We start from the raw sequence: 14,442 nt of genomic DNA on the forward strand, positions 1-14,442 counted from the left end.
GATGGGACGCATCATTTGCTGCGGTCTCGGCCCCGGTGATCCCGATTTGATGAGCGTGCGCGCGGACCGGACGGTGCGTGGCGCCAGGCATGTCGCCTATTTCCGCAAGAAGGGCCGGGCCGGCCAGGCGCGCCGCATCGTCGAGGGCATGTTGGCTGCCGACGTCACCGAATATCCGATGGAATATCCTGTTACGACCGAGATCGCCTTCGACACGCCTGAATATGTCCAGCTGCTTGCCGGCTTCCACGACGAATGGGCGGAGCGACTGGCGCGGCTGGCGCGCGCGGTCGACGTCGTCGTGCTCTGCGAGGGCGATCCTTACTTCTACGGCTCCTTCATGCATCTGCACACGCGCCTGCAGGGCCGCGTCGAGATCGAGGTGATCGCCGGCATTCCCGGCATGGTCGGCTGCTGGAATGGCGTGGGACAGCCGATCGCGCTCGGTGATGACGTGACGACGGTGCTCATGGGCACGCTCGCCGAGGCCGAGCTCGAGCGCCGCATGCGCGATTCCGATGCGCTCGTGATCATGAAGACCGGGCGCAATCTGGCAAAGGTCCGCCGCGCGCTCGCTGCCGCCGGACGGCTGGACGACGCCTGGCTGGTCGAGCGCGGCACCATGCCCGGCGAGCGCGTGGTGCGGCTCGCGGAGATCGATGCCGCCGACTGCCCCTATTTCGCGATCGTGCTCGTGCACGGCAAGGGCCGGCATCCGGACGCCGCCGAATGACGGGCACGCTGACCATCGCGGGCCTCGGGCCGGGCAGCGATGCGCTGGTGACGCCCGAGGTCTCCTCCGCGCTTGCCGCCGCGACCGACATTCTGGGCTACGCGCCCTATGTCGCGCGCGTGCCGCCGCGATCGGGACTCAAACTGCATCCCACCGACAATCGCGAAGAGCTGCAGCGCGCGAGCGAAGCGCTGCGGCTCGCGGCCGAAGGCGGACAAGTCGTCATCGTGTCCTCGGGCGACCCCGGCGTCTTCGCGATGGCCTCTGCCGTGTTCGAGGCGCTCGAACAGGCGCCGCAATGGCAGGAGCTGCCGATCCGCGTGCTGCCCGGCATCACTGCGATGCTGGCGGCTGCCGCGCGCGCCGGCGCGCCGCTCGGCCACGATTTCTGTGCGATCAATCTCTCCGACAATCTCAAGCCGTGGGCGGTGATCGAGAAGCGCCTGCGGCTCGCCGCGGAAGCCGATTTTGCCATTGCGATGTATAATCCGCGCTCGGCGAGCCGGCCGGAGGGTTTTGGCCGTGCGCTCGCGGTGCTGAACGAAGCCAGCTGCGGCGAACGGCTCGTGATCTTCGCGCGCGCGATCAGCGCCGCCGATGAAAAGATCGAGACCGTCAGGCTGAACGAAGCGACACCTGAAATGGCCGACATGCGCACGCTGGTGATCGTGGGCAACTCGCAGACACGCCGCGTCGGCCGCTGGGTCTATGCGCCGAGGCAGGTGCGATGACTGAGCCATTGCATGATCTCGGCCACGCCCTCGACCCGCAATCTTTCCGGCAGTTGCGGTCGTGCGATCATGATCACCGGCAGGCCGAGTACCCGCGCAGCGTCGATCTTGGCGCGCGCGCCGTCGCCGCCCGAATTGCGGGCGACGATCCGGGTGATGCTGCGTTTGCGCATCATCTCCAGCTCGCGCTCAAGCGTGAATGGCCCACGCGACACGATCACGTCCGCGGCAAAGGGCAGGGGCGCATCGGGCGGATCGACGAATCTCAGCGTGTAGGCGTGCTGCGGCTTGGTCGCGAACGGTGCGATGTGCTGGCGGCCGATCGCGAGGAACACATTTGCCGCCGCCTCGGGCAGTGCGGCGACCGCGGCGTTGACATCAGGTATTTCGATCCAGTTGTCGCCGGGCGCTTTGGTCCAGGGCGCCCGCTCCAGAGCGATCAGCGGCGTCCCGGTTTCCGCGCATGCCGCGACCGCATTGCGGCTCATCTCGGCGGCAAAGGGATGGGTCGAGTCGATCACGTGCGTGATCTCTTCCCGACGAATGTAATCGGCAAGACCGCCGACGCCGCCAAAACCGCCGATACGCGTCGGCAACGGCTGACCGGCGGGCGCGCGGGTGCGGCCGCCATAGGAATACACAGCGTCAATGCCGGCGCGCGCGATCTCCGCCGCGAGCAGGCTCGCGTCGGCCGTTCCGCCCAGAATGAGGGCGCGCGTCATGGCTGATCCCTGGCTGACCATCATCGGTATCGGCGAAGATGGCCTTGCCGGGCTGCCCGAGGCAAGCCGAAAGGCGCTCGATGTTGCCGAAACCGTGTTTGGCGGTGAACGGCATCTTGCGCTTGCCGGCGTGACCGGGCGCGGCCGTCCATGGCCGGTGCCGTTCGATGCAGATGTCGTGTTGAGCTGCCGCGGCCGCCCGACGGCGGTGCTCGCCTCCGGCGATCCGTTTTGGTACGGCGCCGGCGCGAACCTCGCCGAAAGGCTGGGCGCCGGCGAGTGGATTGCGCATTCCGCGCCGTCAACGTTTTCGTTCGCCGCCGCGCGACTGGGCTGGCGCCTCGAAGCAATTGCTTGTCTCGGTCTCCACGCCGCGCCATTCGAGCGTCTCGTGCCGCATCTGGCGCGAGGCGCACGCATCATTTGCCTCGTGCGCGACGCGAAGGCGGCAGGCGATCTCGCGAAATGGCTGACGGCGCGCGGATGGGGTGCCTCGACATTCTGGACACTCACCGCGCTTGGCGGGCCGCGAGAAATTATCAACGAGCATCGCGCCGACAGTTTTGCAGGCGATCTTGCCGGGAGCCTGGTGACGGTGGCGGTGGAGGCGAGAGGAGCGCAGGGCCTTCCCCGTAGATCGGGACTATCGGACGAACTCTTCGTCCATGACGGCCAGATCACCAAGCGTCCGATCCGTGCGCTCGCGCTCTCGGCGTTGGCGCCGCGTCCCGGTGAACGGCTGTGGGACATTGGCGCGGGCTCGGGTTCGATCTCGGTCGAGTGGACGCTGTGCGGCGGCACCGCGATCTCCGTCGAGGCGCGCGAGGATCGCGCCGCCAACATTCGCAGCAATGCAGCGGCGTTCGGGTTGGCACATCGGATCACAGTCATCACGGGAAAAGCGCCTGGAGCCCTTGCCGCGCTGGACGCACCTGATGCCGTCTTCATCGGCGGCGGTCTCGACATCGCGATGTTCGACGCGGTCTGGTCGCGGCTCTCGCCCGGTACGCGGCTGGTCGCGCATTCAGTAACGTTGGAAACGGAAGCGCTGCTGGGTGAGCTGCACCGGCGCCACGGCGGCGAACTGATGCGCGTGGAGATTGCGCACGCCGCTTCCCTCGGCCGCTACCGGTCCTGGGAGGCGGCGCGGCCCGTGGTGCAATGGAGCGCAGTCCGATGAAGGTCGCCGGGCTCGGATTCAAAAAGGATGTCACGCTGGCCTCGCTGCGCGAGGTGCTGATGGCGGCCGGTGGTCCCGAAGGCCTCGCAGCAGTGGCGACGGTCAGCGACAAGGCCGGCGCGGAGGTTCTGAAGCAGCTCGCGCGCGAATGCGGCGTGCCGATCAAGGCGGTCGCCGCCGAAATGTTGGCCGGCATCGACACGCCGACGCAGTCAAACCTCATCGCGAAAAAGTTCGGGACGGGATCAGTCGCCGAAGCGGCAGCGCTTGCGGTAGCTGGACCTGGCGCGCGATTGATCGCGACGCGGGTGGTCTCGCAGGATCGCACCGCGACCGCGGCGATCGCGGAAGGAGACGGCGCATGACGGTGCATTTCATCGGCGCGGGGCCGGGCGCCCCTGATTTGCTGACATTGCGCGGCCGCGACCTCATCGCCGCCTGTCCGGTCTGTCTCTATGCCGGCTCGCTTGTCCCCGAAGGCGTGCTGGCGCATTGCCCGCCCGGCGCGCGGATCGTCAACACCGCGCCGCTGTCGCTCGACGAGATCATCGCGGAGATCGCCGCCGCGCAAGCGGACGGCAAGGACGTTGCGCGGCTGCATTCCGGCGATCTCTCGATCTGGTCGGCGATGGGCGAGCAGCTCCGCCGCCTGCGCACGCTCGACATTCCCTACACGGTCACCCCCGGCGTTCCCTCTTTCTCAGCCGCCGCGGCTGCGCTGGAGGCCGAGCTGACGCTGCCCGGCCTTGCCCAGACGGTGGTGCTGACGCGCACGCCGGGCCGCGCCAGTGCGATGCCCGAAGGCGAGAAGCTCGCCGCCTTCGCCGCTACCGGCGCGGTTCTCGCGATCCATCTGTCGATTCATCTGCTCGACAAGGTCGTCGGCGAGCTGACGCCGCATTATGGCGCGGATTGTCCGGTCGCGATCGTCTGGCGCGCGAGCTGGCCCGACCAGCGCATCATCCGCGCCACGCTCGCAACACTCGACGTTGCCGTCGGCAGCGAGATGGAGCGCACCGCGCTCATCCTGGTCGGCAAGACGCTGGGCTCGGCGGTTTTTTCCGAGAGCCGTCTCTATGCAGCTGACTATGACCGCCGCTATCGCCCCGTGGGCGCCGAGCCGCGCTTTCCGGAGGTGTCCTGATGGCGGCAGGGCTCGTCATCTCCGCGCCGGCCTCGGGCGTCGGCAAGACCACGCTGACGCTTGCGCTCGCGCGCGCCTGGCGCAACAGCGGATTGCGGGTGCAGTGCTTCAAGAGCGGCCCCGATTACATCGATCCCGCGTTTCATGCGGCCGCTACGGGACGCGCCTCGGTCAACGTCGACAGCTGGGCGATGGGTCGCGGGACAATCTCGCATCTCGTCAGTCGCGGCATTGACGCCGATGTCGTGCTGGCCGAAGGCTCGATGGGCCTGTTCGACGGCGTTGCCGCGCGCGGCGTCTGCGGCACGGGAGCGACCGCCGATATCGCAGAGATGCTGGACTGGCCGGTGCTGCTGGTGATCGATCCCTCGGGACAGGCACAAACTGCGGCGGCAATCGCGGCGGGCCTTCGCGACTACCGTCCCGGTGTGCGCCTTGCGGGCGTCGTGCTCAATCGCGTTGCCAGCCCGCGCCATGAAGCCCTCGTGCGGCGTGCGCTGCTGGACGCCGGCATCGCCGTGTTCGGCGCGCTGCCGCGCCATGCCGAGATCAGCCTGCCGAAGCGGCATCTCGGCCTGGTGCAGGCCGAGGAGCAGGCGGAAATCGGCAAACTCATCGACGAGGCCGCACGCTTCGTCGCCGAGCATGTCGATCTCGACGCGGTGCTGCGTTCGGCTGCCACCTGGTCGCCGCAACCTGCCGCAAGCGGCGTGAACGTGACGCCGCCCGGCCAGCGCATTGCGCTTGCCCGTGACGCCGCGTTCTCCTTCGTCTATCCGCATATGCTGGAAGCGTGGCGCGCGGCGGGTGCGGAGATCTCGACATTCTCGCCACTGGCGGACGAGGGCCCTGATCCGAGCGCCGATGTGTGCTGGCTGCCTGGCGGCTATCCCGAGCTGCAGGCCGGCAAGATCGCGGCCAATGCGCGCTTCCGCAGCGGATTGCGGGCCTTCGCGGAAACGCGCCCGGTGCATGGCGAATGCGGAGGCTATATGGTGCTGGGCACCGCTTTGACCGATGCCGACGGCATCCGCCACGAGATGACGGGCCTGCTCGGCCTGGAGACGAGTTTTGCCAAGCGCCGCATGCATCTGGGCTATCGTCTGGCCGAGCTCGCCGCGCCGATGCCGGGTCATCAGGCGGGTGCACGCCTGCGTGGCCATGAATTCCACTATTCGACGATCGTCGCGCAACCCGATACGCCGCTGGCGGTCGTGCACGACGCGACAGGCGCCGTCATCGCCGAGACCGGCTCGCGGCGGGGACAAGCCACCGGCACGTTCTTCCACCTGATCGCGGAGGACCGGTGAGCGGTTTTGTGTCCTTTGTCTCCGCCGGGCCCGGCGATCCCGAGCTGCTCACGCTCAAGGGTGCCGCGCGCCTGCGCGAGGCCGACGTCGTGCTCTATGACGATCTTGCTTCGGGCGCGATCCTCGATCTGGCCCGGCCCGGCGCCAATCTCGTCGCGGTGGGAAAGCGGGCGGGACGGGCCTCGACCAAGCAGCACCACGTCAACCGCCTGCTGGTCGACTACGCCGTGACAGGCGCGCGCGTGGTGCGATTGAAGTCGGGCGATGCCGGCATCTTTGGCCGGCTCGAGGAGGAGCTCGAGACGCTGCGTGAAGCGGGCATCGGCTACGAGATCATTCCCGGCGTCACGTCGGCCTGTGTCGCCGCCGCGCAAGCCGGCATTCCGCTGACCCGGCGTCACACCTCGCGCCGCGTGCAGTTCGTGACCGGGGCAGACGTCACCGGCGAGCTGCCGCCAGACCTCAATTGGGCGGCGTTGGCCGATCCGGAGGCGACGACCGTAGTCTATATGGGCCGGCGGACGTTTCCGGCGCTTGTCGTCAAATTGATCGAGCACGGGCTCGCCCCAACCACGCCGGCGTTGTTTGCCGAATCGCTCGGCCGTCCCGATGAGCGACTGGTCCGCACCACCATTTCGGAACTTGCCGAGCAGCTTGCGCGGGGCGGAGCGGCCTCCACGGCGGCCGTCATCCTGTTCGGCGCGCTGGCGGGGGATTATCCGTCATGACGGTCTCGGCCGCCCTTCGCCCCTTGACGCCCGGCTGGCGAAAGGGGCACACAGGAGACGCATGGTGCTCGACGCGGCGCAAAGCGCCGGAGCAGAATCGGGAATGGGGATGGGCGGACCCAGTTGCGGCGCCCAAAACCCCAGCCGCCCCCGCGACTGTAAGCGGTGAGGGACTTCGATCAGCCATTGGGCCGCAAGGTTCGGGAAGGCCGGAGACTCCCAGTGAACCGCGAACCAGGAGACCGGCCGTGCACGTTTTGAGGCCAAGGCCGTCGGGTGTGACGGCAAGAAGGATCTGAGCCATGCATATCGAACCCGGACTAGTCTCGGACGCCAAGCTCGTGCTGAGTTACGCAACCGGCATCGCCGTTGGCGGCGTTGCCTTGAAGCTCGCGGTCGAGACCGTGCGCGAGCAGGGCATCACGTCGTTCGCGGCGCGCACGCTCGCCACCACCGGCCTCGTGTTCGTCTTCTTCGAGATCCTGCCGCACTTCCCGGTCGGCGTCTCCGAAGTGCACTTCATCCTCGGCTCGACCTTGTTCCTGCTGTTTGGAGCTGCGCCTGCGGCCTTCGGCCTCGCGTTCGGCCTGCTGTTCCAAGGCATCTTCTTCGAGCCGCCCGACCTGCCGCAATATGGCATGAACGTCACCACGCTGCTGGTGCCGCTGTTCGGGATCCAGGCAATCGCCACGCGGATCATTTCGAGCAACACGGCCTATGTCGATCTGAAGTACCGCCAGGCGCTGGCGCTTTCGACGACCTATCAGGCGGGTGTCATCGCCTGGGTGGCGTTCTGGGCGATTTATGGCTCCGGCTTCGGCGCGACCAACCTCGCCAACATTGCGACCTTCGCGGCATCCTATGCGCTCGTTATCGTGATCGAGCCGCTCGCCGATCTCGGCGTGCTGGCGCTGGCGAAGTCGCTGCGCGGCGTCACCGCGGCCGCCCTCGTCACTCCGCGTTTGCACAACGCGGCCTAGAGACAAGCGAATGGGCGGCCGTTATGGCCGCCCTTCGCAGCTACGATGCTCACGCTCTCCCTGATAGGCATCGGTTGCGGCGATCCCGAGCAGCTCACGCGCGCCGCGATCACGGCCATCAACGCGGCCGATCTCGTCCTGATCCCGCGCAAGGGGACCGCAAAATCCGATCTCGCCGATCTCAGGCGGACGATCTGCGCCGATGTGCTCACCAGTGACACGACGCGCATCGCCGAGTTCGATCTGCCCGTCCGCGACGCCGCTGAAGCGGACTATCGCAAGGGCGTCGACGATTGGCACGATGCCGTCGCCGCTGTCTGGTCGCAGACGATCGGGGACCATCTCGAAGGCGAGGGCAAGGTCGCGCTGTTGATCTGGGGCGATCCCTCGCTTTACGACTCCTCGCTGCGCATTGCGCGGCGGCTCAATCCCTCGCCCAAGATCGAGGTCGTGCCCGGCATCACCTCGATCCAGGCGCTGTGCGCGGCGCATGCGATGCCGCTCAACGACATCGGCGAGCCGTTTCTGGTCACGACCGGACGCCGCTTGCGCGATGGCGGTTGGCCGGCAGGTGTCGATACCGTGGTGGTGATGCTCGACGGCGGCACGGCGTTCCAGTCGCTTGATCCGGCGGGCCTGCACATCTGGTGGGGGGCCTATCTCGGCATGCCCGATCAGATCGTGATGTCCGGCGCGCTGGCCGAGATCGGCCCGCGCATCGTCGCCGTGCGGCAAGAGGCGCGCGAACGGCACGGTTGGATCATGGACAGTTACATCCTCAAGCGCGGGCTGTGAGGCAAGCGAGGCAGCATGCTCCCCGAATGGGTCACCCAACAATGCCCCGACATCTCCGCAGTCCACCGCGAGGCGGCGGTGGCGCGGCAGGCGCAACTGACGAAACCGACCGGCGCGCTCGGCCGGCTCGAGCAGCTCGCAATCGAGCTTGCGGGTCTGCAAGCGACCGAGCAACCGCGCGCGGCGCGGGTGCCGATCATCATCTTCGCCGGCGATCACGGTATCGTCGCGCAGGGCGTCTCGGCCTATCCGCAGGAAGTGACCATCGCGATGCTGGCGAACTTCGCCTCCGGCGGTGCCGCGATCTCGGTGCTCGCGCGTGAGCTGGGCTCCAGCCTGGAGGTTGTCGACGCTGGCACGCTGGCGCAGGAGGAGATGGCTGGAATCGTGACCGACAAGCCGCGCAGCGGCACGCGCGATTTCAGCATCGAAGCCGCGCTCACCCCCGCAGAGCTGGCATTTGCGTTCGAAGCCGGCCGACGTGCGGTGACGCGCGCGCAGGCCGGGCAGCCCGATCTTCTGATCTTCGGCGAGATGGGCATCGGCAACACCACGACGTCGGCTGCGATTGCGGCGAGCCTGCTCGGCGTGAGCGCTGAGGAGATCGCGGGCAGCGGTACCGGCATCGACGCGGCCGGCCGTGTGCACAAGGCGCGGGTGATCGACGCTGCGATTGCACGCCATGGCATTGCGGGCACTTCGCCGGAAAAGATCCTGTGCGCCGTCGGCGGTCTCGAAATCGCGGCCATCTGCGGTGCAATTATCGCGGCTGCCCAGCGCCGCATCCCCGTGTTGATCGACGGCTTCATCGTGTCGGTGGCGGCGCTGGCGGCGGCGCGGCTCAACCCCTCGTGCCAGCCGTTCCTGCTGGCCTCGCACCAGTCGGCGGAGCAGGGCCATCGGCTGGTGCTGCGCGCGCTGAATGTGCAACCGCTGATCAGCCTCGATCTCAGGCTCGGCGAAGGATCGGGCGCGGCCATCGCGCTGCCGCTGGTGCGCTCGGCCTGTGCGCTCCACAACGGCATGGCGACCTTTGCGCAGGCCAATGTGCCTGATCGTCCGGCCTGATCAAATCGTCCGCTGATTGACGTAGACGACGCGCCAGCCGGTCGCGAGCCGGTCGATCCTGGTCAGCGACAGCGGATCGATCACGAAGCGCAGGGCAGCTTGTGGTGTCAGATCGAGCGCGATGCACAGCGCCGCGCGGATCGTGCCGGAATGCACGACGAGCGTTGCGGTCCCGGCACCGACCCTCGACAGACCCAGCCGGACCCGCGCGACCTGATCCTCAAAGCTTTCGCCGCCCGGCGGCCGTCCGCGCGCCGGATCGCTCCAGAACTGTGCATAGGCCTCGCCGCCGGTCGCGGCGAGTTCGTCATGCCGACGGCCGGTCCAGTCGCCAAAGTCTTGCTCGCTGAATTCGTCCACCTGCAGCGGCTCGAGCCCCAGCGCGCGGGCTGTCTCGACCGTGCGCCGCGACGGGCTGGCATAGCTCGCGGCGCCGCGCGGCAGGCGCTGCCGCAGCGCCTCCAGCTGCGCGCGAGCGCCGAGATCGGCCGGTGCGTCGGCCGCATGGATCGTCCCCGTGACGCCATCGACGGGCGCGTGCCGTATCAGCCAAAGGAAGGTCTCGCCTTCCATGCTTATCTCCAAGGAAACTGGTCGTTGTGGCAATAACGCCGCAACTGGCACATTGACTCTGTCTGGATCGTAATCCTAGATGCTCGCGACGGTTTCCCCGAGAGGGGATGAAAAGGGAATGCGGTGCGGGGACATTGTCCCCAATGCCGTGGCTGCCCCCGCAACTGTAAGCGGCGAATCTTGCATCACATGCCACTGGGTATCTCGGTCCCGGGAAGGCGACGCAAGGTAGTGACCCGCGAGCCAGGAGACCTGCCGTCAGCCGTGGTCACACGCGAAGATGTCGGTCGGGGAGTACAGACATTCGGCTTCATCGGAAGGCTTATGAGCCGGAAGATGGGACCTTGGTTCGCGGTGACGTGCCACTGACGTCACACCGAGGTCCAAGACCGTGTATTCCCTTTGTATCGTAGGACCACGCCGTTTCCTACTGGCATGCGCCGCTCTCACATCTTTCATCGCCATCGACATGCCAGCGGCCTTGGCGCAGCAGGCCCGCGAGCCACTGCCGCCCGTCGAGGTGTCGGCGCCACAATCCCGCAGGCAGGCCAGCCCGGCCGGACGCGACGCGCAGAGCTCACGCCGCGCAGCAGCGCGCCGGCCGGAGACTGCATCCGCAGTGCCCAAGCCTGTCGTGCCGACTGCGGCAGCACAGACGCCGCTCAATACCAATGCCGTCGCCGAAAGCGCCTCGCGCCTTGGCCTGACCGTTCGCGAAACGCCCGCGACCGTGGAGGTGATCTCGGCCGCAACCATGCGCGAGCAGGGCTATCGCACCGTGTCCGACGTCGCGCAGGGCGCGGTGGGCGTCACAGCCGGCGACAATCCGGCGGAGCCCTCGGCTTTCTCCATGCGCGGCTTCACCAACAGCCAGATCAACACGCTCTACAACGGCATCAAGATCGGCCCGCAGAACATGACCTCGCGGATCACCGACACGGCCAATCTGGAGGCTGTCGAATTCCTGAAGGGGCCGGCCTCGCTAATGTCGGGCGAGGGCGCCGCCGGCGGCGCAATCAACTTCGTCACCAAGCAACCGCACACCGGTCCGATCCGGAACGAGGCGGATTTCTCCTGGGATTCGCTGAACTCGTTCCGGGCGCATTACGGATCGGGCGGCAGCACCAATGTGCAGGGACTCGACTACCGCTTCGACGTCAGTCGTTCCTCGCTCAACGGCTTTGCCGACGACACCAACACCAAGACGCTCGACGTCTCGGGCCAGCTCAACTACCGCATCTCCGACAGCCTCAAGGTTTGGGGCGCGATCGAATACCGCGAGGATCGCTCGAAAGCCTATTGGGGTGCGCCGCTGGTGCCGATTGCCTTCAGTGGTTCGCACGCGACGACGGGAATCGTGTCCGGCAATTATTTCAACAAGACTGATCTCGGTGCGGTCACGATCGATGACCGCACCTTCAACACGAACTACAACGTCCTCGACAATCTCAACGTCGCGCAGGAGGTGTGGTTGCGCGGCGGTTTCGAGCTGAAGCTCGCGCCAGACCTGACGCTGAAAAGCCAGGCCTATGGTTATGGCGCAGAGCGCACATGGTTCAACAATGAGGTCGAGGCGTTCAATGCCAGTTCGGGCCTCCCTAACTCGAACATGGTGGATCGCGAGCGTTTCTACGTCGCGCACAGCCAACGCTTGGTCGGAAACATCACCGACCTGATCTGGGATGCGAATATCGCCGGCTTTGTCAACCGCTTGGTCACGACGCTTTCCTCAAGCTACCTTGATTTCGTGAGGCCGGGCGCCGCAAATTTTCCCGATGATTCCGTCTCGCTGGTCAATCCCGATCGCGGCTATTACGGCTTGCTCACGACTAAGCAGCAGACCGCGCGGATCGACAACGCGGCGCTGTCGTTCGAGGACCGGTTGAAGTTGACACGGACCTTTGCGCTAGTCGGTGGCCTCCGCGTCGAGCATATCGGGCTCGACCGCAACTCGACCGACAAGACCGGGCTTGTGAACGCTGGTTTTCCGTTCTCGCAATCCTGGGTCCCGACGACGGGCCGTATCGGCTACACGTGGGAAGCCGTTCCGGGCCTGACCTTCTTCAGCCAATATGCGACCGGCGCGGAGATCGCAGCCAACAACATCTTCCTGCTCAATCCGACCGATCCGCTCAACCTGACCACCGCGCGCACCTACGAGACTGGCGTCAAGCACCTGTTCTGGGACAACCGGGCGGAGTGGTCGTTCTCGGCCTATGACATCTTGCGCAAGAACGTCTATGCGGCGGCAGGCGGCATGCAGCTCAACCTCGCCGGGCGGCAGGAGTCGAAGGGCGTCGAGCTTGCCGCCTCGGTGCGTCCGATCGAGCCGCTGCGCCTCTGGGGCAACATCGCCTATGTCGACGCCCGCTATGCCGATTACGATTTCGTCGGCGGCTCGTTCTCCGGCAATACGCCGCCGAACGTGCCGCGCGTCGTCGCCAATGCCGGCGCGTCGTACCGGTTCTTCGCGCCCTGGGCGGTCGAGCTCGGCATCACCGGCCGCCACGTCGGCGACCGCTACAACGCCGATGCCAACACCGTGACGCTGAAGGCCTATACCGTGGCCGATGTCTACGCCTTCGTCGACATCCCCAAGACCGTATTCAACGCGGTCGATCAGGCCCGCCTGACATTCCGGGTGCGCAACATCGCCGACAAGCGTTACGCGATCTGGGGCGATCCGTTCTATCCCGATCAGATCCTGCTGGGCGCGCCCAGGACCTACGAAATTTCGGCCGCGTTCAAATGGTAGGACGCTGACCGATGATGCGCGCGATCGTCCTGCTGCATCGATGGCTGGGGATCGCGTTCTGCCTGCTGTTCGCGATGTGGTTCGCGACGGGAATCGTGATGCACTTCGTTCCGTTTCCGTCCCTGACGGAAGCGGAACGCTTTGCCGGCCTCGTGCCGCTGGATCGCGTTGAGATGACGATCGCGGTCGCCGATGCCGTTGCCGCGAGCGCGATCGCGGATGCGACGCGCGTTCGCCTGATCCAGCGCAGCGACGGACCAGTCTATGTCGTTTCGGGGCCATCGCGCGCAGGCGCAGTCCTCGCCGCCCACGGGGTCGACGCGTCGGTCTCGTCTTCCGAGGTCGCGCTGGCCATCGCGCGAGACCACGCACGCAGCCGCGGGCTCGATGCCGCGCGGGCCGCGATCGTTGCGCGCTCGGACTACGACCAATGGAGCGTGCCGAACGGCTTTGACCGCCATCGGCCCTTGTTTCGTGTTGCCTTGGGCGACTCCGCTGGAACGGAAGTCTATGTCTCCTCGCTCAGCGGCGAGATCGTCCTGGATACGACGCGCAGCGAGCGGACCTGGAATCTCATCGGCAGTGTGCTGCACTGGATCTATCCAACAGTTCTGCGAAGCAATTGGTCGTTGTGGGATCGCGTGGTCTGGACCTTGTCGCTGCTGGCGCTGATCGCAGCTTTGCTTGGCGCTGTGCTCGGACTTGGGCGGATCAAACCTCGAAGCGGTCTAATCGGATCGCCCTATCGTGGCTGGCATGCCCTGCATCATCTCATCGGCCTCGCGGCCATGGTGTTCGTACTGAGCTGGATTTTCAGTGGCTGGCTCTCCATGGATCATGGGCGGCTGTTCTCGCGTGGGCAATTGACCTCGGCTGAATCCAGCGTGATGAACGCTTCACCGAACTGGGCGGCGGCTGCATCGCTCGATTGGCAGCCTGTATCGCCGTCGACCCGCGAGATCGAATGGTTTGCCTTCAACGGCACTCTCTATCGGCGGGACCGGACGGGCCTTGCCGGCCAGACCTTGATCAAGGCAGGCGACGCGCCCCGCGATGGACCAACGGGATCTCTGGATGTGCAGGAGGTCCAGGGGCTGACCGCGCGCCTTGCGGCCGGCTGCAGCGGTCCGTCCGTACTTGCCGACAACGACGACTATCCCGCGCGGTCCAATGTCCCGGGCGCCCCGGTCTACCGCTCGTACTGCGGTGACCTCTGGTTCGACATCGAAGGCGCCGATGGCAATTTGCTGCAAAGGCTGGATTCGTCGCGGCGGGCTTATCGCTGGTTCTACGGCGCGCTGCACACGCTGGATTTTCCGGTCCTGCTGACGCGTCCGTTGCTGCGCGACGGCTTGGTCGTCGGGCTCTGCACCCTCGGCCTTCTGTTCTCCATCACGGGCATCGTCATCGGCTGGCGCCGCTTGGTCGCGATGCGTTGAGCGGCAAAACCACTGCTTACTGATCGTACAATAAAGAGAGGCTGAGCCGACTGCCATGCATAGCTCGTGAGCAATCGCACGGCCCGTAGCGCCGGTCGATCGCCTGCAAATTAGACAGTCCGTGCGCGGCGTGTGGATTGCAGTGCAGCGGATGTCGCGTTTCGTTCGGGAAAACTCGTGGTGCGCCGCACTTATCTCGCGTGGAACGATCCGCACTGGCCTGCACTCCCCGCGGGCAGCGCTGCCCTAAAATGTGCCTTGGCGCGCCGCGCCGGTCGCGGGCT

Annotated in this window: 14 protein-coding genes and 2 riboswitches; of the genes, 12 read left to right on the forward strand and 2 right to left on the reverse strand. The window is 66.5% G+C overall.

Annotated features, from left to right (window positions below; genetic code table 11):
- Nucleotide 1: 1 nt before the first annotated feature.
- Nucleotides 2-733, forward strand: coding sequence for a precorrin-2 C(20)-methyltransferase (locus IVB41_RS17420; protein WP_247433197.1), 732 nt, complete (start codon nucleotides 2-4; stop codon nucleotides 731-733).
- Nucleotides 730-1,464 (forward strand): precorrin-3B C(17)-methyltransferase, encoded by a 735-nt coding sequence (cobJ, locus tag IVB41_RS17425; RefSeq protein WP_247433200.1) that lies wholly within the window; start codon nucleotides 730-732, stop codon nucleotides 1,462-1,464. Before IVB41_RS17420 ends, cobJ begins: the two co-directional genes overlap by 4 nt.
- On the opposite strand, the gene IVB41_RS17430 is transcribed toward cobJ, so the two are convergent.
- Nucleotides 1,440-2,186 carry a cobalt-precorrin-6A reductase gene (locus IVB41_RS17430; RefSeq protein ID WP_247433204.1) on the reverse strand — a complete coding sequence of 249 codons (747 nt, stop codon included), beginning with the start codon at nucleotides 2,184-2,186 and terminating at the stop codon, nucleotides 1,440-1,442. The two genes, cobJ and IVB41_RS17430, sit on opposite strands and share 25 nt — an antisense overlap.
- Between IVB41_RS17430 and cbiT the strand changes: the two genes are divergently transcribed.
- The 8 genes from cbiT (at nucleotide 2,185) to cobT (ending at nucleotide 9,391) form a co-directional block, all read left to right on the forward strand.
- Nucleotides 2,185-3,366, forward strand: coding sequence for a precorrin-6Y C5,15-methyltransferase (decarboxylating) subunit CbiT (gene cbiT, locus IVB41_RS17435; RefSeq protein WP_247433207.1), 1,182 nt, complete (start codon nucleotides 2,185-2,187; stop codon nucleotides 3,364-3,366). The two genes, IVB41_RS17430 and cbiT, sit on opposite strands and share 2 nt — an antisense overlap.
- A complete protein-coding gene (locus IVB41_RS17440; RefSeq protein WP_247433210.1) occupies nucleotides 3,363-3,731 on the forward strand; it encodes a cobalamin biosynthesis protein in 369 nt (122 codons plus the stop codon). Before cbiT ends, IVB41_RS17440 begins: the two co-directional genes overlap by 4 nt.
- Nucleotides 3,728-4,510: a precorrin-4 C(11)-methyltransferase gene (gene cobM / locus IVB41_RS17445; protein WP_247433212.1), complete on the forward strand. Its 783-nt coding sequence runs from the start codon at nucleotides 3,728-3,730 to the stop codon at nucleotides 4,508-4,510. Before IVB41_RS17440 ends, cobM begins: the two co-directional genes overlap by 4 nt.
- Nucleotides 4,510-5,820, forward strand: coding sequence for a cobyrinate a,c-diamide synthase (locus IVB41_RS17450; protein ID WP_247433216.1), 1,311 nt, complete (start codon nucleotides 4,510-4,512; stop codon nucleotides 5,818-5,820). The genes cobM and IVB41_RS17450 overlap by 1 nt, the downstream gene beginning before the upstream one ends.
- Nucleotides 5,817-6,548, forward strand: coding sequence for a uroporphyrinogen-III C-methyltransferase (gene cobA, locus IVB41_RS17455; RefSeq protein WP_247359744.1), 732 nt, complete (start codon nucleotides 5,817-5,819; stop codon nucleotides 6,546-6,548). Before IVB41_RS17450 ends, cobA begins: the two co-directional genes overlap by 4 nt.
- Nucleotides 6,549-6,593: 45 nt before the next feature.
- Nucleotides 6,594-6,814: riboswitch (cobalamin riboswitch) on the forward strand.
- Between the two features lie 36 nt (nucleotides 6,815-6,850).
- Complete coding sequence (locus IVB41_RS17460) at nucleotides 6,851-7,528, forward strand: energy-coupling factor ABC transporter permease (RefSeq protein ID WP_247433219.1); 678 nt, start codon at nucleotides 6,851-6,853, stop codon at nucleotides 7,526-7,528.
- Between the two features lie 45 nt (nucleotides 7,529-7,573).
- Nucleotides 7,574-8,323: a precorrin-6A synthase (deacetylating) gene (gene cobF, locus IVB41_RS17465; protein ID WP_247433222.1), complete on the forward strand. Its 750-nt coding sequence runs from the start codon at nucleotides 7,574-7,576 to the stop codon at nucleotides 8,321-8,323.
- Nucleotides 8,324-8,338: 15 nt separating this feature from the next.
- Nucleotides 8,339-9,391 carry a nicotinate-nucleotide--dimethylbenzimidazole phosphoribosyltransferase gene (cobT, locus tag IVB41_RS17470; RefSeq protein WP_247433225.1) on the forward strand — a complete coding sequence of 351 codons (1,053 nt, stop codon included), beginning with the start codon at nucleotides 8,339-8,341 and terminating at the stop codon, nucleotides 9,389-9,391.
- Here the strand turns inward: cobT and IVB41_RS17475 are convergent, their stop codons facing one another.
- A complete protein-coding gene (locus tag IVB41_RS17475; protein WP_247433228.1) occupies nucleotides 9,392-9,964 on the reverse strand; it encodes a histidine phosphatase family protein in 573 nt (190 codons plus the stop codon).
- A 72-nt stretch (nucleotides 9,965-10,036) separates the two neighbouring features.
- Nucleotides 10,037-10,239, forward strand: a riboswitch (cobalamin riboswitch).
- Nucleotides 10,240-10,355: 116 nt separating this feature from the next.
- Here IVB41_RS17475 and IVB41_RS17480 point away from each other — a divergent pair.
- Both IVB41_RS17480 and IVB41_RS17485 read left to right on the forward strand, forming a co-directional pair.
- Nucleotides 10,356-12,719, forward strand: coding sequence for a TonB-dependent receptor (locus IVB41_RS17480; protein WP_247433231.1), 2,364 nt, complete (start codon nucleotides 10,356-10,358; stop codon nucleotides 12,717-12,719).
- 11 nt (nucleotides 12,720-12,730) lie between these two features.
- The gene (locus IVB41_RS17485; RefSeq protein WP_247433233.1) at nucleotides 12,731-14,158 is read left to right on the forward strand and encodes a PepSY domain-containing protein; all 1,428 of its coding nucleotides are present in this window, start codon (nucleotides 12,731-12,733) and stop codon (nucleotides 14,156-14,158) included.
- The last annotated feature ends 284 nt before the right edge of the window (nucleotides 14,159-14,442 follow it).

It is taken from the genome of Bradyrhizobium sp. 44, from assembly GCF_023073095.1.
Taxonomy (GTDB): Bacteria; Pseudomonadota; Alphaproteobacteria; order Rhizobiales; family Xanthobacteraceae; genus Bradyrhizobium.

Excerpts from the sequence above, each read along its gene's own strand:
- IVB41_RS17420 (WP_247433197.1), top strand. The coding sequence starts at position 2 with ATGGGACGCATCATTTGCTGCGGTCTCGGCCCCGGTGATCCCGATTTG.
- cobJ (WP_247433200.1), top strand. The coding sequence starts at position 730 with ATGACGGGCACGCTGACCATCGCGGGCCTCGGGCCGGGCAGCGATGCG.
- cbiT (WP_247433207.1), top strand. The coding sequence starts at position 2,185 with ATGGCTGATCCCTGGCTGACCATCATCGGTATCGGCGAAGATGGCCTT.
- IVB41_RS17430 (WP_247433204.1), bottom strand. The coding sequence starts at position 2,186 with ATGACGCGCGCCCTCATTCTGGGCGGAACGGCCGACGCGAGCCTGCTC.
- IVB41_RS17440 (WP_247433210.1), top strand. The coding sequence starts at position 3,363 with ATGAAGGTCGCCGGGCTCGGATTCAAAAAGGATGTCACGCTGGCCTCG.
- cobM (WP_247433212.1), top strand. The coding sequence starts at position 3,728 with ATGACGGTGCATTTCATCGGCGCGGGGCCGGGCGCCCCTGATTTGCTG.
- IVB41_RS17450 (WP_247433216.1), top strand. The coding sequence starts at position 4,510 with ATGGCGGCAGGGCTCGTCATCTCCGCGCCGGCCTCGGGCGTCGGCAAG.
- IVB41_RS17460 (WP_247433219.1), top strand. The coding sequence starts at position 6,851 with ATGCATATCGAACCCGGACTAGTCTCGGACGCCAAGCTCGTGCTGAGT.
- cobF (WP_247433222.1), top strand. The coding sequence starts at position 7,574 with ATGCTCACGCTCTCCCTGATAGGCATCGGTTGCGGCGATCCCGAGCAG.
- cobT (WP_247433225.1), top strand. The coding sequence starts at position 8,339 with ATGCTCCCCGAATGGGTCACCCAACAATGCCCCGACATCTCCGCAGTC.
- IVB41_RS17475 (WP_247433228.1), bottom strand. The coding sequence starts at position 9,964 with ATGGAAGGCGAGACCTTCCTTTGGCTGATACGGCACGCGCCCGTCGAT.
- IVB41_RS17485 (WP_247433233.1), top strand. The coding sequence starts at position 12,731 with ATGATGCGCGCGATCGTCCTGCTGCATCGATGGCTGGGGATCGCGTTC.